The sequence below is a fragment of the Roseibium sp. genome (assembly GCF_048260565.1).
Classification (GTDB): Bacteria; Pseudomonadota; Alphaproteobacteria; order Rhizobiales; family Stappiaceae; genus Roseibium.
Genome location: NZ_JBLXGP010000005.1, coordinates 249,696 through 268,859 on the forward strand (window position 1 = coordinate 249,696; position 19,164 = coordinate 268,859).

At 61.8% G+C, this 19,164-nt stretch carries 20 protein-coding genes; 4 read left to right on the top strand and 16 right to left on the bottom strand.

Annotated features, from left to right (window positions below; all coding sequences use genetic code 11):
* Positions 1-19 precede the first annotated feature (19 nt).
* The 4 genes from ACN0SO_RS13920 to ACN0SO_RS13935 form a co-directional block, all read right to left on the bottom strand.
* Positions 20-1,147 carry a LacI family DNA-binding transcriptional regulator gene (locus ACN0SO_RS13920; protein WP_417678644.1) on the bottom strand — a complete coding sequence of 376 codons (1,128 nt, stop codon included), beginning with the start codon at positions 1,145-1,147 and terminating at the stop codon, positions 20-22.
* A 110-nt stretch (positions 1,148-1,257) separates the two neighbouring features.
* Positions 1,258-1,683, bottom strand: coding sequence for an OmpA family protein (locus ACN0SO_RS13925; RefSeq protein WP_417678646.1), 426 nt, complete (start codon positions 1,681-1,683; stop codon positions 1,258-1,260).
* A gap of 167 nt (positions 1,684-1,850) precedes the next feature.
* Entirely contained in the window at positions 1,851-2,498 is a 648-nt protein-coding gene (locus tag ACN0SO_RS13930; protein ID WP_417678648.1) for a L,D-transpeptidase family protein, read from the bottom strand.
* A gap of 148 nt (positions 2,499-2,646) precedes the next feature.
* Positions 2,647-3,579 (bottom strand): DMT family transporter, encoded by a 933-nt coding sequence (locus tag ACN0SO_RS13935; protein WP_417678650.1) that lies wholly within the window; start codon positions 3,577-3,579, stop codon positions 2,647-2,649.
* A 141-nt stretch (positions 3,580-3,720) separates the two neighbouring features.
* On the opposite strand from ACN0SO_RS13935, the gene ACN0SO_RS13940 reads away from it, so the two are divergent.
* A complete protein-coding gene (locus tag ACN0SO_RS13940; protein ID WP_417678652.1) occupies positions 3,721-4,176 on the top strand; it encodes a methylated-DNA--[protein]-cysteine S-methyltransferase in 456 nt (151 codons plus the stop codon).
* 26 nt (positions 4,177-4,202) lie between these two features.
* On the opposite strand, the gene ACN0SO_RS13945 is transcribed toward ACN0SO_RS13940, so the two are convergent.
* From ACN0SO_RS13945 to ACN0SO_RS13985, 9 genes are all read right to left on the bottom strand, one after another.
* Positions 4,203-4,436: a hypothetical protein gene (locus tag ACN0SO_RS13945; protein WP_417678654.1), complete on the bottom strand. Its 234-nt coding sequence runs from the start codon at positions 4,434-4,436 to the stop codon at positions 4,203-4,205.
* 111 nt (positions 4,437-4,547) lie between these two features.
* Complete coding sequence (locus ACN0SO_RS13950) at positions 4,548-5,045, bottom strand: MarR family winged helix-turn-helix transcriptional regulator (protein WP_417678656.1); 498 nt, start codon at positions 5,043-5,045, stop codon at positions 4,548-4,550.
* 117 nt (positions 5,046-5,162) lie between these two features.
* Positions 5,163-5,750 carry an NAD(P)H-dependent oxidoreductase gene (locus ACN0SO_RS13955; protein WP_417678658.1) on the bottom strand — a complete coding sequence of 196 codons (588 nt, stop codon included), beginning with the start codon at positions 5,748-5,750 and terminating at the stop codon, positions 5,163-5,165.
* The gene (locus tag ACN0SO_RS13960; RefSeq protein WP_417678660.1) at positions 5,750-6,331 is read right to left on the bottom strand and encodes an NAD(P)H-dependent oxidoreductase; all 582 of its coding nucleotides are present in this window, start codon (positions 6,329-6,331) and stop codon (positions 5,750-5,752) included. Before ACN0SO_RS13960 ends, ACN0SO_RS13955 begins: the two co-directional genes overlap by 1 nt.
* 101 nt (positions 6,332-6,432) lie before the next feature.
* Complete coding sequence (locus tag ACN0SO_RS13965; protein ID WP_417678662.1) at positions 6,433-7,839, bottom strand: FAD-binding oxidoreductase; 1,407 nt, start codon at positions 7,837-7,839, stop codon at positions 6,433-6,435.
* Positions 7,836-9,164, bottom strand: a complete 1,329-nt coding sequence (locus tag ACN0SO_RS13970) for a cytosine deaminase (protein WP_417678664.1) — start codon at positions 9,162-9,164, stop codon at positions 7,836-7,838. Before ACN0SO_RS13970 ends, ACN0SO_RS13965 begins: the two co-directional genes overlap by 4 nt.
* Before the next feature lies 1 nt (position 9,165).
* Positions 9,166-10,038 (bottom strand): ABC transporter permease, encoded by an 873-nt coding sequence (locus tag ACN0SO_RS13975; protein WP_417678666.1) that lies wholly within the window; start codon positions 10,036-10,038, stop codon positions 9,166-9,168.
* On the bottom strand, positions 10,035-10,868 hold the full coding sequence (locus tag ACN0SO_RS13980) for an ABC transporter ATP-binding protein (protein WP_417678795.1): 834 nt from the start codon (positions 10,866-10,868) through the stop codon (positions 10,035-10,037). The genes ACN0SO_RS13975 and ACN0SO_RS13980 overlap by 4 nt, the downstream gene beginning before the upstream one ends.
* A 147-nt stretch (positions 10,869-11,015) precedes the next feature.
* Positions 11,016-12,017, bottom strand: coding sequence for an ABC transporter substrate-binding protein (locus tag ACN0SO_RS13985; protein ID WP_417678668.1), 1,002 nt, complete (start codon positions 12,015-12,017; stop codon positions 11,016-11,018).
* Positions 12,018-12,419: 402 nt separating this feature from the next.
* Between ACN0SO_RS13985 and ACN0SO_RS13990 the strand changes: the two genes are divergently transcribed.
* A complete protein-coding gene (locus tag ACN0SO_RS13990) occupies positions 12,420-12,809 on the top strand; it encodes a RidA family protein (RefSeq protein ID WP_417678670.1) in 390 nt (129 codons plus the stop codon).
* Between the two features lie 187 nt (positions 12,810-12,996).
* Positions 12,997-14,340 (top strand): 8-oxoguanine deaminase, encoded by a 1,344-nt coding sequence (locus tag ACN0SO_RS13995; protein ID WP_417678672.1) that lies wholly within the window; start codon positions 12,997-12,999, stop codon positions 14,338-14,340.
* Between the two features lie 40 nt (positions 14,341-14,380).
* On the opposite strand, the gene ACN0SO_RS14000 is transcribed toward ACN0SO_RS13995, so the two are convergent.
* Both ACN0SO_RS14000 and ACN0SO_RS14005 read right to left on the bottom strand, forming a co-directional pair.
* Positions 14,381-15,532, bottom strand: coding sequence for an MFS transporter (locus tag ACN0SO_RS14000; RefSeq protein ID WP_417678674.1), 1,152 nt, complete (start codon positions 15,530-15,532; stop codon positions 14,381-14,383).
* 114 nt (positions 15,533-15,646) lie between these two features.
* Positions 15,647-16,699, bottom strand: coding sequence for a putative metalloprotease CJM1_0395 family protein (locus ACN0SO_RS14005; RefSeq protein ID WP_417678676.1), 1,053 nt, complete (start codon positions 16,697-16,699; stop codon positions 15,647-15,649).
* A 181-nt stretch (positions 16,700-16,880) separates the two neighbouring features.
* On the opposite strand from ACN0SO_RS14005, the gene ACN0SO_RS14010 reads away from it, so the two are divergent.
* Positions 16,881-17,684, top strand: coding sequence for a creatininase family protein (locus ACN0SO_RS14010; protein WP_417678678.1), 804 nt, complete (start codon positions 16,881-16,883; stop codon positions 17,682-17,684).
* 263 nt (positions 17,685-17,947) lie between these two features.
* Here the strand turns inward: ACN0SO_RS14010 and hemA are convergent, their stop codons facing one another.
* Positions 17,948-19,162, bottom strand: coding sequence for a 5-aminolevulinate synthase (gene hemA / locus ACN0SO_RS14015; protein ID WP_417678680.1), 1,215 nt, complete (start codon positions 19,160-19,162; stop codon positions 17,948-17,950).
* Positions 19,163-19,164: the final 2 nt, after the last annotated feature.

Consider the following 19,164-nt stretch of genomic DNA (forward strand, 5'->3'; position numbering starts at 1 on the left):
CGGCCTGCACATTTTTCTCTCAACCGGCAGCCTTGCCCGCAAACCGTGTGGAACTCTCGCGGATCCGAAGCTCCGGTTCGATGAGGATCGGCGTATTCGGCACCCGCTCGCCAGCAATCTGGCGCAACAGGGTCAAGGCAGCCAGGCGCCCGATCTTGTCTGCGTGGTTGCACACCGTCGACAGGGCCGGCAGCAGATTTGCAGACCCGTCGATGTCGTCATAGCCGGTCAGGGCGATGTCCCGCCCGGGCTCGACACCGGCCCGGCGCAGCATCGGCATCATGCCGAAGGCGATCAGGTCGTTAAAGCACATCGCCGCCGTCGGACGTTGCGGCGCATCCAGCACCCGGCCGACGGCCTCCCGGCCATCGGCCTGGGTCATCAGTTCCGGCAGGTCGAGTTGCGCGGACGGATCGATCCCGTTTTCCTCAAGCGCCTTTTTCCACCCGGCATGCCGGTCCCGGCCGGTCGAGCTGGCACGACGGCCGCCGATCATGGCAATGGACGAATGCCCCTGGCTGACCAGATGGCTGGTCACCGCATAACCGCCGGCAACATCGTCGCCGCGAACACATGGCGCCCAGGCCCCGTCCACTTCACGGCACACGAGGGTAACCGGAATCCCCTGATCGACCAGACGGTTGATCTCTTCGGCCGTTGTGCCCACGGACGGACAGATGATCAACCCGTCCGCCCGGTGCTGAAGCAGCGTGTTGACGAAAGCCCGTTGACGCATCACGTCGTCCCGGTGATTGCAGATGAAGATCATCTGCCCCTGCTCTTCCAGCACATCCTCCAGCGAGGAAAAGATGTCGGCGAAATAGGGATTTTGAATATTGTGGACGGCAACGCCCACGATCTGGCTGCGCGCGGTCCTGAGCGACGCCGCGGACCGGTTGTAGATGTAACCGATTTCCTCAGCAGTCCGCTTGACCCTGGCGCGCGTCTCTTCCGCCACCAGCGGGCTGTCCCGCAAGGCGAGAGAAACCGTCGCGGTCGAAATTCCGAGCTGGTCCGCGATGTGCCCGAGTGTCAGGCGCCGGCCCGGATTTGCCGGCAGAGCAGGACCGTCGATCCCGGCCTGCTCGTCGGGCATCGGATCGGAGGCGCCGGAAGTGGGACTGTCGGAACCTGATTTCTTTTTCATCTTCTAATCCGCCCCGCCCGAAAGCGGGCGTCGAGAAAAGGCAGCCGGACCTGCGTCGCGGCGACCATCTCCAGACATAGGTTCCAGGTTCTCCCGTTCAAAGCCTTTTCTCAGCGGCCCGGAGCCGAAGCATCGAATTCTTCCCGCAGGTTCACGACAACACGGCGGTTCTGGGACTTGCAGGTAATCTCATCACAGTCGGTCACAGGGCGTTCAATCCCGTAGCCTTTCGCCCACATGCGCTTGCGGGAAACCCCCTGGTCGGCAAGGGCGTTCAGCACGGCTTCGGCCCGTTTTGTCGACAGCGCCTTGTTGGCGCTTTCGCCGCCCGGGTCGTCGGCATGCCCCTGCACCTTGATCAGCCAGCCCTTGTTCTTCTTCAGCCAGTCGGCCTGACGGACGATGGTCATTTTGGCTTCGTCGGTGACGACCGCCGACCCTTGCTCGAAATAGATCCGGCGTCCGACATTGAGAATGAACTCTTCCTCGGAACCGGGTTTGATATCGACAAATCCGGCGGCCCTGGCATTCGTCACGTCTGGCGTGCTCAGATCAGTACTGTTGCAACCGGCCAGAAGAAGACAAGAGAGCAAAAGCCCCGCCAATCGGGTTACTCGGAAATTCCTGTTCACGGTCACGTCTTCCCCCACAAAAACAGGGCGGCCGCCAGGGCCGCCCGCATCATCATAACGCCAGTCACGTCTCAGCCGGCATTCTTTTCTCCCAGGTGCTTGAGCACCAGCACGCGTGTCCCCTTGGGGCAGCGCTGATAAAGATCGATCACATCCTCCGGGAACATGCGGACGCATCCGCTGGACACATCTCGACCGATGCTCCAGGGTTCAAGCGTTCCATGCAACCGGTAACCGAGATCGCTCCCGTCCCGGTACAGATACAGGGCCCGTGGCCCGAGCGGATTGTTCGCGGCGCCACCTTCCACCCTGCGCGGCAGATCCGGCTGGCGTTCCAGCATCTCGGGGGGCGGCACCCATTGGGGCCAGATGGCCTTTCGGTCGATCCGCGCCCTGCCGAACCATTGGAAGCCTTCCTTGCCGACGCCCACACCATAGCGGAGAGCGGTATTGTTCTCGTAGACGACGTAGAGAAAATGATTGGTCGAATCGACGACCACGGTTCCCGGGGGTTCCGTGCTGAAATACTTGACCACCTGGCGTTGCCAGACCGGATCGATCTTCTTGAAGTTCGTCAGACGATAGCGGAAACCGTTGTCTTCCGCATAGCCATTGAAATAGGCATCTGCCGCGGCATTCGCGAAAGCAGGCGAACGGACCAGAAGCGCCCCGCCAAGCGCAGCACTGCCAGTCAGAAAGTCCCGGCGCGATACGGACATCACATACCTCCACTCCCCGATCCGCCGGCACCTCCAAAAAACGCCCTGCCAACCGGGAATGTCCTTGCTCAACTCATATTAGCAGCCGTGTTATTGGAAAACACGGGCAATAGAGCCATAAGACCCGTCATCATTAAGCCCGCAATACCTACCTTGCGTCAACTGTTACCGGCGGCACCTTCCTGATCTGCTCGCGGTAAAGGATGTAAAGGCCGGATGCGACGACGACCGAAGCGCCCACAAAGGTACTCACCGTCGGAATGTCCGCGAAGATCAGATAACCCAGCGCAATCATCCAGACGATCTGGGTGTAGATGAAGGGGGCGAGCATGGGGGCGGGCGCCTTCCGGTGGGCCAGGATGAAGCACCAGTGCCCCAGAGCCCCCCAGAATCCGGTCGTCAGCAGCAGCACCCAGTGGAGCAGGTCCCCCGGCGGCGTCCACTCCGACAGCCCGGACGGGGTCATGGCGATCGCCGCGACCAGCCCCGAAATAATCAGCATTCCAGCCGGCGAATCCGTCGCCGCCAGCATGCGGGTCATGAGGGCGTAGAGTGCATAGAAGATCATCGCCCCGACCGAATAGATGGCGGCCCAATGCATGCCGCCGAAGCCCGGCTGGGTGACGATCAGAACGCCGATAAAGCCCACAATGATTGCCGCCCAGCGCCGCGCGCCCGCCCATTCGCCCAGCAGCGGCCCGGCAATCGCCGTGACCAGGAACGGTGCCGCGAACAGAATGGAGATCGTTTCGGCGAGCTGAAGATACCGCACGGCCATGAAATTGCAGATGGTCGTGGAAAGCAGACAAAAGGCACGCACGATCTGCAGGACCGGACGCCCGGTTCTCAGAAAACCGGGATTTCTCCAGATCCGGAACATGAACAGGGCGATGACCACATGGGATGCGAACCGCACCCACACAATTTGCAACGCCGGCATGGTCTGGCCCAGATACTTGGCCGTTGCATCGAGGATCGCAAAACAGAGACAGGCAAGAACGATCAGTCCTATCCCGATCAGAACGGCTTTCGACGCCCCTTCATCACCCTTTGATGGGGTGTCCGTATTTCCGGTGGTCATGGGGTTATCCTGGGTGGCCGCGCCGAAGTCCGGCGACAGACGTTTTCGGTTTGTATCCCCGAAACGGAAATATCGAAAGGCCGGTTTGCACCGGAACGGTACGGCATGTATTCACGATGAGGACCATCGAAAGGCCTGCGCATGCCCGTCGCCTCACTGCAAACCCCTGTCGGCCCTCTCGCCGTAACCGTCGAGGGAGAAGCCGTGACCCGGCTGACCTGGGACAGCCGCACGGAAGACGCGCCTTGCGCCCTTCTGGATGAAGCCCTGACCCAGCTCCGCGCCTATTTCGACGGCCGCCTGAAAACCTTCGACCTGCCATTGGCCCCAAAGGGAAACGACCTGCATCAGGCTGTCTTCAAGGCCATGCTGGACATACCCTACGGCCAGACGCGCACCTATGGCGATGTCGCGAAGGAGCTGGGAACCTTCGGACAACCGGTCGGCCAGGCCTGCGGGGCCAATCCGATCCCGGTCATCATTCCCTGTCACCGCATCCTGGCCGCGACTGGCCTCGGCGGCTATTCCGGCTCCGGTGGTCTGGATACGAAAATCGCGCTGCTGAAAATGGAAGGCGGCTATCCGTTCCTGCTCTGAACCGCGTTCCTCGCCTTGAAGCAAGGTCAGGTCAGAAGCGTACCGAGCAAATAGGCGACCACTCCGATCACTGCCCAGATCAGGATACTTTTGCCGACAGCGCCGGCGTTCCTGTCCGGACCGGCTCCGGCCGATGCATTTTCCCTTGCCCGGAATATCCCTGTGCGACCGAACGAGCGGTCGGACACTTTGCTGAAGCGGGCTCTCAATGCCGCGGCACGGCGCGCACCGCGCTCTTCGTTCAGTCTCTGTTTCGCCATCGGTCCGGTCGTCAGAAAGAAACTTTCTCCATTTCCCCCGGACCCGGAGATAAGGATTCAAACATCGGGTTTCAAACCCGGACCTGATCACCCGGGTTTCGACCTGCCGGCCTATGCCGTTTCGAGTGCACCGTCCTGGTCCGGTTCCAGATCGCTTTCGTGCTCCGGATCCTGGTCGAAGGAAATGGACAGGTTCTTTTCCACCTGACGCAGCAACTTGCGCAGCTTCTTGCGATCCTTGTCGTCGAGACCGGCCATGGCCTCCCGCTCCAGGCGTTTCCAGGCCTTGTCGACGGATTCGACCAGATCGCGACCGGCTTCCGTCAGATGCACACGAGCAAGACGCCCGTCCGTGTCGGAAACCTGGCGACGGACATAGCCTTGAGCGGAAAGGCGGGTCACCATCTTGGTCACCGTCGGCGGCTGAACGCCGAGCGCCAGCGCCAGTTGGCTCATGGTGCGCCCGTCCGTATCCGCGAGCACCTTCAAAACCAGCTCCTGACCGGGATGCAACCCAATCCGCATCAAATGCCCGCCGGAACGCGCGCGTTGCGCCTTCGCGGCCTGAACGAGACGGAACGTCACGCTCTTCTTGTAATTGAATGCCATCGTCGAAATCCCCGCCTGATCACTCGACCCGAATCGTCCCGGTCCGTATCGAATCCGGGCGAAAGATAATGACGTTATTTAACCGTCAAATGACACTCCGGTCACAATGGCCGATTCTCAGAATTTTCCAAGGTGATGACGAATCTTAGCCAGATAACGGTTGCGGGTCTCCGGCGTCGACGTGTCCATCTTGTAGTGCGCCAGATAGAGCGTCCTGCAATTCGTCGCGCACAGTGCCCGCATGCCGCGCAGGATCGTCTTGCGCCCCGGTTCTCCCATCAGCTTGGAAACCAGCCATGTGGCCCCGCAGGTCGTGACCACGGCGATCTTTTTGATGTGCTGCATCTTCGGTCTCATGCCGGAGCGTTCCGTCGGCATCTCGAAAGTCACGTGAGGCACCCACACCCGGTCGAACCAGCCCTTGAGCATGGCCGGCAATCCGAACCACCAGGTCGGATAGACGAAAACGATCATCTCGCACCAGTTGATCGCATCCACATGTTCCGCGACCGGTTGCGCATTGCTGTCGGGCTCGTGATAGCCGCGCCGCTCCTCGGCCGACATCGCCGGTTCGAACCCCTGCGCGTAAAGATCGATCAACCGGATGTCGTGCCCGGCGCCTTCGAGCGTCGACAGGACCGTTTCCTTGACCGCGGCGTTGAAGCTCTCCGCACAGGGATGACAGTAAACGACCAGAACGCGCATCAGAAAGCCTCGAGCGATGCGCCGACCTTGTCCATAAAGGCCTTGCGCTGGTCTTCGGTGACCCGGTTCATGTCGTAAAGCGCATGGTATTTTACCGGAGCGGCCGGCTTGATGACCGCCCTGAGAACGCGCGTCGCGATCTTGCGCGGCGGGTCGCCGACGAGAAACGCCCGCAGGCGCGTGCCGCCATAGGTGGTCACGATGGCAAGCTTGCGGATGTTGTGCAGGCTCGGCTCCACCTTGCCGTTCTTCATCTTGAAGGAAACGCCGGGCAGGAACACCCGGTCGAAAAACCCTTTCAGGATGGCCGGATGGCCGAAATTCCATACCGGCGTGACGATCACCAGCGCATCTGCGGCCAGGACCCGGTCGACATAGCCCTGCACGGGCGCCTGGTTGGTTTCCAGATCGTGATAGCCGAGCCGTTCTTCGCGGGTGAGACGCGGATCGAAGCCTTCCGCGTAGAGATCGCAGTCGTCGACCTCGTGCCCGGCCGTGCGCAGCGCACTGAGAACACGGTCATGCAGGGCAGCCCCGAAGCTGGTTTCGACGGGATGGGAAAAAAGAACGAGAACCCGCATTTGACGCCTTTCAAATTCCGGACATGCGGAAGGGACGGCCCGCCGATCCTATGCATCGTCCGGGCGGCCTCGCCTGTCCTATAGGTTTTAAAATCGAACTCCTACGAGCGCTGAAGGCCCGGGAACAGGAACACTTTGTCGCTGGAATAATCGTAGGAAGGATCTTCCCAGGCAATCATCTTGCCCGGATTGAGCAGCCCTTTCGGATCCGCCTCGCGCTTGAACGCCAGCTGGATCTCGTCCGTCTGCTTCATCCCGCCTTCCTCCAGCGTGTAGCGGTGGGCGTTGAAGATCGGACAGCCGTTTTCCTCGTGAAGGCGCATGATCTCGTTGAGCCGCTCTTCACTGGTGTAGCGGACGATCGGCAGGCCGAAGCAGGTGATCTTGCCGTCGAAACGGACGAATTCCAGGTGACCGGGAACTTCGTCGCCCAGAAGCTCGGTCATGGTCCTGACCTTTTCCACCTGGTTCGGGAACGGATACAGGACCTGCAGATAGGTGATCTTGGGATCGACGCGAAGCCCGCGCAGGGTGGTGTGGTTCCACGCCAGTTCGTAGGCCGGGGGCAATCCCTGCTTTTCGGTGTCGCTCGCCGTGTCGGACCGATAGAGAATGGACGCCTTGGCGTTACGCGCAACGAAGGCGGCAAAGGCGTCCATCGCGAACGGCGCCACCATGCACACCACCACCGACTGGTCCTTGCGGATATATTTCTGGTGGCGCAGGAAATAGTCATGGGGGACGGGCGCCGCGATCGGCGCCAGTTCCTTCACCAGAATTCCGTCCTGGTTGCCGAGCTCATCGGCGAAATGCACACCGTCCATGAAAGCGTCGAAGCCGACAAGCACATCCACCCAGTCATAGGCGGCCGTCAGCGGCATTTCGATCTCGGTGATCACCCCGTTCGTGCCGTAGGCATGCATCACCTTCTGAAGGTCCTCGCCCGTGAGATCGAGCACCCTCGGTTCCGCCTCCATGGTCAGTACCCTGAGGCGAATGACGTTGCCGAGATCGCGCAGGCCGCCCCAGTTGATGGAGCCGACGCCGCCGGATCCGCCGGCGATGAACCCGCCGATGGTCGCGGTGCGGTAGGTCGACGGATGCAGCCGCAGTTCCTGACCGGAATTCGCCCTGGCCTGCTGGTCCATGTCGTAGATGATGGCACCCGGCTCGACGACGATAACGCCCTGGCGGATCTCCTTGACGGCATTCATCTCCGCCAGGTTCAGCACCACGCCGCCGGACAGCGGCATCGCCTGGCCATAGTTGCCGGTTCCGGCGCCGCGCACGGTCACGGGCACGTCATGAGCGAAACAGGCCTTGAGAACCCGCGCGACTTCCGCCTCGTTCTGCGGGCTGACGATCAGGTCGCCGGTCACGTGATCGAGCTGTTGCTTGAGCACCGGGGAATACCAGAAGAAATCCCGGCTCTTCTGCTTCACGATCTGCGGATTGTCCTCGATCTTGAGACCGTCCAGATCCGCCTTGAGCTGTTCGATAGCGCTCATCCTGCCAATTCCCTTCCCTGCATCAAACCGTCGAGCATTCGATAATCGGGCAGTTCTTCCGTGACGGTTTTCCCTTGCCGGAGGACATCCCTGGGTCCATGGGGCCGGGGCAGGAGTTCACTCCAGTCCCGGGCCCTGAAGAGTATCATGTCGGCCGCCGCGCCTTCCGCGAGACGTCCCGCGTCGGACCTCAGCATGTCCGCCGCCGACGTCGACACGGTCTTGATCCAGTCGGCGATCGGATGATCAAAATGCAGGATGCGGGTCGCCTGCGCATAGACTTCGATCAAATCCAGGTCGCCATAGGCATAAAAAGGATCGCGTGTGTTGTCCGAGGCGACCGCCACCGGTATGCCGCGCTCGGCCATTTCGTGGATCAGGGTCACGCCTCGCCACCTTGGCGTCCGCGCGACATGCCTGTCCTGAAGATACATGTTGCACATGGGAAGCGATACAACGCCGATGCCGGCTTCCGCGACCAGATCCAGCGTTTCATCGGCTTCCACCGGATCCTGCCGGGCGATCGAACAGCAATGGCCGCAGACGATCTTGCCTTCGAACCGGTTCCGGATCGCCGCCTTGGCAATGTGGTGCAAAGTGCGCGCTGCCGGATCGGCGGTCTCGTCCACGTGGAAATCGAGATCCAGACCCTTATCGGCGGCCTTCTTGAAGATCGCGTCCAGATGTTCGTCAAGGCGCGGGATCATGTAGGTGACCGAACCGAGAATCCCGCCGGCATCGACAACCCGATCGGCGATCCGGTCCAGATAGCCGTCGTCCAGATCCAGCCGGTCGATCCCGAACAGGCAGGATCCTTGCAGATCGATCCTGCCCTTCCAGGCTTCCTTCAGTTCCTTGAAGACCGGCCAGGTGATCTCATCCTGGGGCGGCAGGCTGTCGATATGGGTCCGAACGACACCGGTCCCATGCACATAGGCGCATTGCAGGCCGAACTCCATGCGCGCACGCACGTCTTCCGCCGTCCAGTTCTCCAGCCGGTCCTCGCCGACGGCCTTGAGCGCGCTCGTGAAGGTGCCGTCCGGATTGGATTTGCGCGGCCAGATGTGCCCCTTGTCGAGATGGGTATGCATATCGACAAGCGTCGGCAGGATCATGCCCCCGTCGAGATCGATGGCAGCTCCGCCCTCGGCCGGAGCCCCGACCGCAGGCACGATTCTGGCAATCCGGCCGCCCGCGATCTCCAGATCGATGCGGACGAGATCGCCGGTTGCCGCGCCGGACAGTTCTTTCGGCAACAGGCAGGCCGGCGCCGTCCCGTTGAGAAGACGCACGTCGCCTGTGAGGTTTCTTCCCAAAACGCCCATCTCAGTTCTCCCGTTTCAGGGCGCTCTCGTGCCAGCGGCGCAGGAGCAGATGTGAAATCATGCTGGTGCAGAAGAAGATCACGACACCGGTCGCCGACAGCAGAAGCAGGGCAGAGAACAGGCGAGGGATCTTGAGCCGGAAGCCTGCTTCCTGAAGACGGAAGGCAAGGCCCGACCCCGCCCCTGCGGAACCGGCCGCGAATTCCGCGACGACGGCCGCGATCAACGCCAGACCGCCGGCGATCCTCAGTCCTGCCAGAAAATAGGGAAGCGCGCTCGGCATCTTCAACAGGAACAGGGTCTGCCAGCGACTTGCGCCGTAAAGCTCGAACAGGTTGAGCAGATTGTGGTCGGTCGACTTCAGCCCTTGTGCGGTATTCGACAACACCGGGAAGAAGGCGACGATCCAGGCGCAGATCAGGATTGCCGACTGGGTCGTCGGCGCATAGATCAGGATCAGCGGCGCGATCGCCACGATCGGCGTGACCTGCAGGATCACCGCATAGGGGTAGATCGCGACCTCGATCCAGCGCGACTGGGTCATCAGGACCGCAAGTCCGACGCCCCCCACAAGCGCGATCGCCAGCGCCGAAAACGTGATCTTCAGCGTGACCAGCAGCGCCGCCGACAGGATGCCCCAATCCTCGACCAGGGTCTGGGCCACCAGCCACGGGCTCGGCAGGATATAATGAGGAACGTTATAGGCCTTCACGTACCAGGCCCACAGCCCGACCAGCAGCGTCAGCATGGCCAGCGGAATGACGACTTTCAGGACGCGTTCGCCAATGTTGTCGGTTGCCGGCGCGATCGGCGCCGGCTCATCGAGCTCGGCCGGTACCACGTCGGCGGTCTTGTCGTTTTCAATCATGCTCATAGGTGGTCGTTCGCCCCCATTGCTGCATGCAACGCGTTGGACGCTTCCCTGCAATAATCGTTGTAGACGCTGGAGGTGCGGAATTCGTCTTCCCGCGGGTAGGCGGCGTCGACCGCCATATCGTTGACGACGCGACCCGGACGGGCGGCCATCACAACGATCCGGCTGGAGAGATAGACGCTCTCGAACACCGAATGGGTCACGAAGATCACGGTCCAGCCGAATTTTTCCCAAAGATGCAGAAGATCGTTGTTCAGCTTGAACCGGGTGATCTCGTCCAGCGCGGCAAAGGGCTCGTCCATGAGCAGCAGTTTCGGCCGGGTCACAAGCGCCCGTGCGATGGACACGCGCATCTTCATGCCGCCGGAAAGTTCGCGCGGATAGGCATCCGCGAATTTATCCAGGCCGACCATTTCCAGCGCGCCGAGCACGTCGTCGCGGGCCGCGGTTTTCGAAACGCCTTTGAGCCTCAGGGGAAGCCAGACATTGTTGAACACGGTCGCCCAGGGCATCAGCGTCGGTTCCTGGAACACGAAACTGATTTCCGGCGTCGCCTTGCCCGTCGCATCGTGGCCGGAGGTCGGCCAGTCGATGGATCCGGACGACACGTCGCCCAGTCCCGCGATGATGCGCAGCACCGTGGACTTGCCGCAGCCCGACGGTCCGAGCAGACTGATGAATTCGCCCTGATGGACATCCATCGTCATGTCCTGCAAGGCAGTCGTGCCATTGGAGAAGACCTTGGACACGCCCTTGAGGGCGATGAGCGGTTTCGATGCCGCGGCTGACGTTGCCGCCGGTGAGGTGGGGTCGGCTTTCGCCGTATCAATCGTCAAGAGAAAGCTCCGTTTAGGGCCAGGTGCCGGCCATGGAGGCACGTTGGAACGCGGCTCCAATGAATCCGTGTGACGGGTAAACCGCCACACAGACTCATGCTAACAGATAGGATTGGAAAAGGGAGTTGGATCCGGGAAGACTTACTTCTTCAGATCCATGCCGACGCCCTTGCACACGAACTCGGTCGTGTAGATCGACTTGATGTCGATACCGGCCTTGACCACGCCGGCCTCGACCATGGCGTCGTAGAAGCCCTGCTGCTGCTCGTCGGTCATGCAGCCGATGCCTTTGTCAAGCGCGGCACCGGATTCGACCAGACCGAATTCCTTCATCGTCTTGATGGAGAAGGCGATCTGCCCGTCGGACATTTCCGGGTTGTCCGTCTTGATCAGTTCGTTGGCAGCGGCATTGTCGCCATAGAGGTAGTTGTACCAGCCCTCGATGGTGGCATCGACGAAGCGCTGGGTCAGGTCCTTGTTGGCTTCGACGAAGTCCTTGCGGGCTTCGATCAGGGTCGAATAGGTCTCGAACCCGGCATCGGCCAGCAGGAACAGCTTCGGCTTGATGCCGCCTTCGGTCTCGATGGCATAAGGCTCGGACGTGATGTAGCCCTGCTGTGCGGACTGCTTGTCGGCCAGGAACGGACCCGGATTGAAGGTGTAGGGCTTGTACTGCGCGTCGCTGAAGCCTTCATAGGCCGACTTCATCCACTGGAAGTAGGAGGCATAGCCGTCCTTGCCCATGAAGATGGTCGGCAGCTTGGCAAGGTCCTCGAACTTTTCGAGACCGACATCCGGATGCGCGATCAGGACCTGCGGGTCCTTCTGGAAGATCGCGGCCACTTCGATCAGCGGAATGTCCTCGGCCAGCGCGTTCAGCGGCTGAAGCATGTTACCGGCCATATAGAAATCGATCTTGCCGGCCAGGAGCAAGGCGCGGTTGGCCGCCTGCGGTCCGCCCGGAACGATGGTGACCTTGAGGCCGTATTTCTCGTAGGTGCCGTCTGCGACCGCCTGGTAGTAGCCGCCGTGTTCGGCCTGTGCGAGCCAGTTGGTGCCGAACTTGACCTCATCGAGGGCAAAGGCGCTCGTGGTGAAGGAAAGGGCCGCCGCAGCGACGCCGAGTGTCTTGAGAATATGCATGTTGTCTACCGTCTCCTATACGCTCAAAAGTACCGTGGCCCGCTCACCGAGGGTCCCGATACGTGCTCTGCCGCTGTGCCTCCTCAGGCCCTGGGAGCGGGTCAGGCAATCATGCAGGGAAATAAAGAGCAAACGCCGTGCCAAAACCGTCCGCCAACCGAATACCGGAAAGATTCCCCTGCCTCCCTGCTTCCGCTTTTGCGCTGCCGAACAAGAATCGGTCCCAGTCAGATCGAAACTATGCTCATTTATTATGCAGTTTTACCAATTAAATGCCACAAGCTTCGGCAGAAGCTTCGCTTGCGCTGCCGTCGGCACGCGCTAACATTCCGGAACCACATCTTCGTGACAGCCACATCTTCGTAACAGCCACATCTTCGTAAGAGAAAGGCGACAGGTTCCATGGCGCGAGCCGTTACCCCATCCACCATCCGCCCCCCCTTTGCCCGCTACAGCCACGCCGTGGAGGTTCCCGCCGGGCACAGGCTGGTCCTGACCTCCGGCCAGCTCGGCATTACGGAAGACGACACCATCCCCCCGGACGTGGAGGGACAGACCCGGCTCTGCTTTGAAAATATCGGCGCGATCCTGAAGGAAGCCGGCATGTGGTATCAGGACATCGTGCGCATCAACGCCTATGTCACCGGGCGCGAGCACATGGCCGGCTACATGAAGATCCGGGACGAGTTCACCGCCGATCCGCCGCCGGCATCGACCCTGATGATCGTCGGCGGCTTTACCCGCCAGGAGTTCGTCGTGGAGGTCGAGGTGATCGCGGCAAAGGCGGATTAGAATAAGCTAGAGGAGCACTTGCGCTTCGCTGGAAACCGCATAAAGAATGACCCTCGGCCGACAGGCCGGTGCGGTTTCGCGAAAGGCGCGCCTTAACAGACTTAACTTCCCTGCGCGGAACTCGGACAGCCCGAAAATCTGGTAGCTGTTATCTAAGCCTGCAGGTCCGTGAAAAAGGACCATTTCAATGCGTTTGTGGATCAAGGACCCCATCGCCATTCTCAGCCAGGGTGCGGAGCGTGGCGTCGTCGTGGAAGACGGTGTCATCGTCGAACTCGTCGCCTCCGGCAAGGAACCGATGCTGCCGGTCGACCAGACCTTCGACGCCTCCCGGCACGTGATCACGCCGGGTCTCGTCAACACCCACCACCATTTCTTCCAGACCCTCACCCGCGCCCACCCGCAGGCGATCAACAAGGAACTGTTTCCCTGGCTGCAGACGCTTTACCCGATCTGGGCCAAAAACGTGAAGCCCGACAATTTCCGTCTCGGATCGCGCCTCGCGCTGACCGAACTGATGATGTCGGGCTGCACCGCCGCCTCCGACCACCATTACCTGTTTCCGGACGGCCTTGAAGAAGCGATGGACATCCAGGCGGAGGAAGCCGAACGGGTCGGCGTGCGCATGACCATCACCCGTGGCTCCATGAACCTCAGCCAGAAGGACGGCGGCCTGCCGCCGGACACCGTGGTGCAGGACGAGGACACGATCCTCGCCGACTGCGAGCGGGTGCTGTCGAAGTATCACGACACCTCGAAAGGCTCGAAGCTCCAGGTCGCGCTTGCCCCTTGTGCGCCATTCACCGTCACCAAGCGCCTGATGCAGGACAGCGTGGCGCTCGCGGAAAAATACGATTGCCGCCTGCACACTCATCTGGGCGAGACCATCGACGAGGACAATTACTGCCTGGAGAAATTCAACTGCCGCCCGGTCGACTATCTGGAAGAATGCGGCTGGCTGAACGAACGCGTCTGGCTCGCTCACGGCATTCACTTCACCGACGACGAGGTCAAGCGCCTCGGCCATGCCTGCGTTGGCGTCTGCCATTGCCCGACGTCCAACATGGTGCTGGCCTCCGGCCAGTGCCGGACCAAGGAACTGGAAGCCGCCGGCAGTCCCGTCGGTCTCGGCGTCGACGGCTCGGCCTCCAACGACAATTCCAATCTGATCGAGGGCGTCCGTCACGCGCTGATGATCAACCGGCTGACCTATGACGCCGCCTCCGTGACCCATTACGACGCCTTCCGCTGGGCAACCGAAGGCTCGGCGCGCTGCCTCGGCCGTGACGATATCGGCGCGATCAAGGTTGGAAAGATGGCCGATATGGCCTTCTACACCCTCGACGAGCTGCGCTTCTCCGGCGCCGGCGATCCGCTGGCGGCCCTGGTGCTGTGCGGCGCCCATTCCGCCGACCGGGTCATGATCGGCGGCGAGTGGAAGGTTGCCGACGGCGTTCCGACCGGCATCGACATCGGCGAATTGCGCTACGAGCACGGACAGGCAGCGAAGCGGTTCCTGGAAAGCCTTTGAGAAAACCAACGCCGCGGGGCGGACACCCGCCCTGCGGCACCTAAACCCCTTCGCCCTTCTCGACCTTCAAAGCTCCGGCCAGCAGGAAAATGAAGATGGCAAGAACGGCGACCAGCCCGAAGGCCGCGCGAAGCGAAACCGCCGTGCCGATAAAGCCGAGAACCGGCGGCCCGAACAGGAACGCGCCGTAACCGAGCGTCGCCACGGCCGCAAGCGCTGTTCCCTTGGACATGACCGGATCGGCCGCCGCACGGGACATGGCGAGCGGAAAGATGACCGCGTTGCCGAGCCCCATGACCACGCAGCCGATCCAGATAAGCCAGATATGCGATCCCAAAACCAGAAACAGCGCCCCGACGGCGGCTGCCAGCCCGCTGAGGCGGGCAACCGGCACCGGGCCATAACGGGCGATCAGCCTGTCGCCTGACAGACGCATGATGACCATGGCACCGGAGAAGAGCGCAAATCCGATCGCGGCCTGTGAACTGCCGAACCCGAGTTCCTCGATCTGATAGACCGCGGCCCAGTCGGTCACGGCTCCCTCGCCCAGCGCCGCGATCAGCGCCATGATGCCGACGAAAAACAGAGCCCCTTTCGGCAGTGCCAGAAGCGGTCCCTTTTTCTTCTCCGGCACCTGCCGTTCCGAGGTCCAGGGAACCCGAAGCGCGAAGGCAAGCATGAACGCCATCAGCAGCCCCCAGAGGACGAAAAGCTGCGGCACACTCAGCCCCAACCGGATCGCTCCGGCGCCGGCCGCCGCACCGACACCCGCGCCCAGGCTATAGAGCCCGTGATAGGAGGACATGACCGGCTTGCGCAGCGCCTGTTCCACCTCCGCGCCCCAGGCATTCATCGCGATATCCAGCGCCCCGATTAAAAACCCGGTCACGAAGACAAGGGGCACCATGATCCACACCGTCGTGCCCGCCGCCAGGCTGACGAACAGGACGAGCGTAAGCACGGCAAGCCACCGGGCCATGCGGGCGGCGCCGATCCGGTCGATCTGCCGACCGACGATCGGAAACGCAAAGAAGGCACCAAGAGCCATGGCGAGAAGCACGAGACCAAACCCGGCTTCATCGAGCTTCAGGATGGCCTTGATATCGGGGATGCGCGATGCCCAAATCCCGATCAGCGTTCCCAGAAGAAAAAAGATCGTCGCAACGGCGCGCCGCGCCTTCACAGCCTGCATCGGTTACCTGGTTTGGAAAAGGTACGGAGTTGGTCTCCGTACGAGAGAGGTCGGCGGCGACAGTAAGTCGAAAATCGCCGGTCGGGCAAGCCCGGAAAGCCGTCCGAGATGCGATCAGGCGTAAAGCCCGTTCCGGCGTTCCGCAGCCCGGTCCGCGTTCGCTTGCTGGAACAGCTGTAGAGCATCGGAATAGGCCCTGTTCGCTGAGGACGGCCCGGCGTCATCGCGCCCCGAACCCGCACTGGAATCGGGGCTGGCGAACCCACCCCTGCTGGTGTCTCCGCCCCCGTTGGAACCATTCGGGTCGGCACCGTTCTGGCCGGGTCCGGTTTCGGCTGCAGTCGGACCGGCGCCGGCGGCAGAAGTTCCGTCGGCACCCGCAGCACTCGTTGCCTCATCACCGCCGGACTGTTCAGCGGCACGCTCCTGGCGAACCTGCGCCTGCGCCTCCTGCAACTGCGCGCGGGCCTGCTGCGCAACCTTCAGATCCTGGGACGACGGTTCGGCGGGCGCGGTTGCGGCGCGGATGACGACCTGCATCTTGCGGATCGTCGCTTCCGCCGTTCGTTCCGCGGAGGTATCGATGGAAACCTCGCCGCCGATGGCGTAGCGTTTTCCGTCCGGTCCCTGCTGGTAGGTATAGCTCGGCGCACCGGCATGACCGCCCCCGGTCCGGGCATGGGCCTGTTCGTGGGCACGCACTTCACGGTCGCGCTCTTTCAGCTCCTTGACCTGTTTTTCCTCACCTTCGGAAAGCCCGTCCGCCTTGTTGGCGCCTTCGTCCTCTTCCGCCTGCGTCGCGGCCGCCGGATTGCCGGCGGTATCCGCACCACTGATGGCTACACCCTGCCCGTCTTCCTCGCCCTGCTCCTGACCTTGTGCGGGTGCCTGACCGGTCGTGCCGTTCGGGTCTTCCTTGAGCGCTGCGAACGTCTCCGCATCGACCCCCTGCAGGGCCAGGATCGCATTGGCATCCAAAGGAGGAACAGCCGGTGCCTGGGTCGCCGCTTGCCTGGCCTGTTTCTTTTCGTCGGCCTCGCACTCGCAGTCGTCCCCCCGAAGAGGCAATTTCTCTTCGGGGTTGCCTGCGCCGAACCCCGCAGACCTGCTTGCGGCAAGGCTGCGTGCGGCGGAACTGGACAACAGGGCGCCGATCATGCGCCGCATTGTCCGCGCAACCGCCTATCGAAACCTTAACGCACCTTAACGCTCACTATCAGATTTCCGTGAGAGGCCAGGATCGGCTCCAAAATTCAGGCATTTGAAAAATAGACATCGCCCCGCCTGACGATTACGTTGCAGCGCGGTAAGCTCAGCCGCAACAAGATCTCCGCTAAAGGTGAGTAGAATGCTTCCAAGACGTTATTGGCACGAAATGACAACGATGGATTTCAGGGATCCGTCGACCAAGGACTGGATCGCAGTCCTGCCGGTCGCGGCCATCGAGCAGCACGGGCCGCATCTTCCGGTCTATACGGACACCGCCATTGCCGAAGGTCAGATCGCCCGTGTCCTGGAGCTTCTGCCGGAAGACCTGCCCGTCACCTTCCTGCCGACCCAGGCCATCGGCAAGTCGAACGAGCACATCTCCTCGCCGGGCACCCTGACCCTTTCCTGGGACACGCTGACGAAGGCGTGGCTGGACATCGGCGACAGCGTGGCGCGCGCCGGCATCCGCAAGCTGGCCCTGATCAATTCCCACGGCGGCAACGTGCCGATCATCGACATCGTCGCCCGGGAACTCAGGGTAAAGCACGACATGCTGGTGACCGCCACCGCATGGTCCCGGTTCGGACAGCCTGAAGGCGTCTTCCCGGAAGGCGAATTCGTCTACGGCATCCATGGCGGCGACGTGGAAACCTCCATCATGCTGCACCTCCATCCGGAGCTGGTGCGCATGGACAAGGCGGAGGATTTCAAGTCCTCCCAGCAGGAGTTCATCAAGGAGTTCAAATATCTGCGCGGGCACGGTCCGCAGCAGTTCGGCTGGAAGTCCCAGGACCTCAACCCGAAGGGCGCGGTCGGCAACGCGGCCAACGCCAGCGCCGAAAAGGGCAAGAAGTCGCTGGACAGGGCGGCCGAGGCTTTCGTCGACCTCATGAAGGACATCCACGCCTTCGACATCAACCGGCTGTGGACGCCGGGGTCCTAAGTCGCCTTCAATCCAGATGGCGCGTTTCGTTTTTGGATAGAAGCAGAAGACATTTTCGCCCCCTCTCCCATAGGGAGAGGGCTGGGGTTAGCGGCGCAAATCTTTCAGGGATACCGATAGTCCAGATCCCCTCACCCGGGCCATTCGGCCCGACCTCTCCCCATGGGAGAGGTTATTGGTGCAAGTAGTCAGCGCCCGTGAAAAAAATGGCCCGGACGAAAATCCGGGCCCTTTTCAATTTCACAGCAATGCTTGTGCCGCGATCAGGCGACCGCGCGGGCAAGGGCGCATTGCGACCACAGGTCGTTGAGCGCGTGCACCAGATGATCGAGATCCGCATCGGTGTGCATCGGCGACGGCGTGATCCGCAGACGTTCCGTGCCCTTGGCGACCGTCGGATAATTGATCGGCTGGATGTAGATGCCGTAACTGTCCAGCAGGATGTCGCTGATCATGCGGCACTTGACCGGATCCTTGATCATCACCGGCACGATATGGCTCGGATTGTCCAGGTGCGGAATCCCGGCCGCATCGAGGCGCGCCCGCAGCTTGGCGACTGCCGCGCGATGCCGCGCGCGTTCGAATTCGCTTTCCTTCAGGTGACGGATCGAGGCCGTGGCGCCCGCGGCGACCGCCGGCGGCAGGGCCGTCGTGAAGATAAAGCCGCTTGCGAAACTGCGCACGAAGTCGACCAGGGCAGCAGACCCGGTGATGTAACCGCCGACCACGCCAAAGGCCTTGCCGAGCGTGCCTTCGATCAGGGTCACCCGGTCGGCGACGCCGTCACGTTCGGCAATACCGCCGCCGCGCGGGCCGTAAAGACCGACCGCATGGACTTCGTCGAGATAGGTCATGGCGCCGTATTTGTCGGCGACGTCGCAGATGGCCTCGATCGGCGCGATGTCGCCGTCCATGGAATAGACGCTCTCGAAGGCGACGATCTTCGGCCGGTGCGGTTCGATCGCGGCCAGCTTGCGCTCCAGGTCGGCCACGTCGTTGTGGTTCCAGATCACCTTTTCCGCACGCGAATGGCGGATGCCTTCGATCATGGAGGCATGGTTCATGGAATCGGACAGGATCACGCAGTCCTTGAGACGCGACCCCAGCGTAGAGAGTGCCGCCCAGTTGGACACGTAGCCGGAGGTGAACAGCAGAGCGGCTTCCTTGCCGTGCAGGTCGGCCAGCTCGTTTTCCAGTTTCACATGGTAATGATTGGTGCCGGAGATGTTCCGCGTGCCGCCCGCGCCCGCGCCGCAATGGTCGAGCGCCTCGTGCATGGCCGCGATGACCTTCGGGTGCTGCCCCATGCCGAGATAGTCGTTGGAGCACCAGATGGTGACTTCACGCTGTTGGTCGCCAATATGATTGTCGGCTTTCGGGAAGGCCCCGCAACGGCGTTCAAGATCGGCGAAGAGACGATAGTTGCCTTCTTCCTTCAGCTGATCGAGCTGATCCTGGAACAGCGCGTCATAATCCATCA

What these genes read in the sequence shown, in the direction of transcription:
- ACN0SO_RS13920 (WP_417678644.1), bottom strand. Translation starts at nt 1,147, where the DNA reads ATGAAAAAGAAATCAGGTTCCGACAGTCCCACTTCCGGCGCCTCCGAT.
- ACN0SO_RS13930 (WP_417678648.1), bottom strand. Translation starts at nt 2,498, where the DNA reads ATGTCCGTATCGCGCCGGGACTTTCTGACTGGCAGTGCTGCGCTTGGC.
- ACN0SO_RS13935 (WP_417678650.1), bottom strand. Translation starts at nt 3,579, where the DNA reads ATGACCACCGGAAATACGGACACCCCATCAAAGGGTGATGAAGGGGCG.
- ACN0SO_RS13940 (WP_417678652.1), top strand. Translation starts at nt 3,721, where the DNA reads ATGCCCGTCGCCTCACTGCAAACCCCTGTCGGCCCTCTCGCCGTAACC.
- ACN0SO_RS13945 (WP_417678654.1), bottom strand. Translation starts at nt 4,436, where the DNA reads ATGGCGAAACAGAGACTGAACGAAGAGCGCGGTGCGCGCCGTGCCGCG.
- ACN0SO_RS13950 (WP_417678656.1), bottom strand. Translation starts at nt 5,045, where the DNA reads ATGGCATTCAATTACAAGAAGAGCGTGACGTTCCGTCTCGTTCAGGCC.
- ACN0SO_RS13955 (WP_417678658.1), bottom strand. Translation starts at nt 5,750, where the DNA reads ATGCGCGTTCTGGTCGTTTACTGTCATCCCTGTGCGGAGAGCTTCAAC.
- ACN0SO_RS13960 (WP_417678660.1), bottom strand. Translation starts at nt 6,331, where the DNA reads ATGCGGGTTCTCGTTCTTTTTTCCCATCCCGTCGAAACCAGCTTCGGG.
- ACN0SO_RS13965 (WP_417678662.1), bottom strand. Translation starts at nt 7,839, where the DNA reads ATGAGCGCTATCGAACAGCTCAAGGCGGATCTGGACGGTCTCAAGATC.
- ACN0SO_RS13970 (WP_417678664.1), bottom strand. Translation starts at nt 9,164, where the DNA reads ATGGGCGTTTTGGGAAGAAACCTCACAGGCGACGTGCGTCTTCTCAAC.
- ACN0SO_RS13975 (WP_417678666.1), bottom strand. Translation starts at nt 10,038, where the DNA reads ATGAGCATGATTGAAAACGACAAGACCGCCGACGTGGTACCGGCCGAG.
- ACN0SO_RS13985 (WP_417678668.1), bottom strand. Translation starts at nt 12,017, where the DNA reads ATGCATATTCTCAAGACACTCGGCGTCGCTGCGGCGGCCCTTTCCTTC.
- ACN0SO_RS13990 (WP_417678670.1), top strand. Translation starts at nt 12,420, where the DNA reads ATGGCGCGAGCCGTTACCCCATCCACCATCCGCCCCCCCTTTGCCCGC.
- ACN0SO_RS13995 (WP_417678672.1), top strand. Translation starts at nt 12,997, where the DNA reads ATGCGTTTGTGGATCAAGGACCCCATCGCCATTCTCAGCCAGGGTGCG.
- ACN0SO_RS14000 (WP_417678674.1), bottom strand. Translation starts at nt 15,532, where the DNA reads ATGCAGGCTGTGAAGGCGCGGCGCGCCGTTGCGACGATCTTTTTTCTT.
- ACN0SO_RS14005 (WP_417678676.1), bottom strand. Translation starts at nt 16,699, where the DNA reads ATGCGGCGCATGATCGGCGCCCTGTTGTCCAGTTCCGCCGCACGCAGC.
- ACN0SO_RS14010 (WP_417678678.1), top strand. Translation starts at nt 16,881, where the DNA reads ATGCTTCCAAGACGTTATTGGCACGAAATGACAACGATGGATTTCAGG.
- hemA (WP_417678680.1), bottom strand. Translation starts at nt 19,162, where the DNA reads ATGGATTATGACGCGCTGTTCCAGGATCAGCTCGATCAGCTGAAGGAA.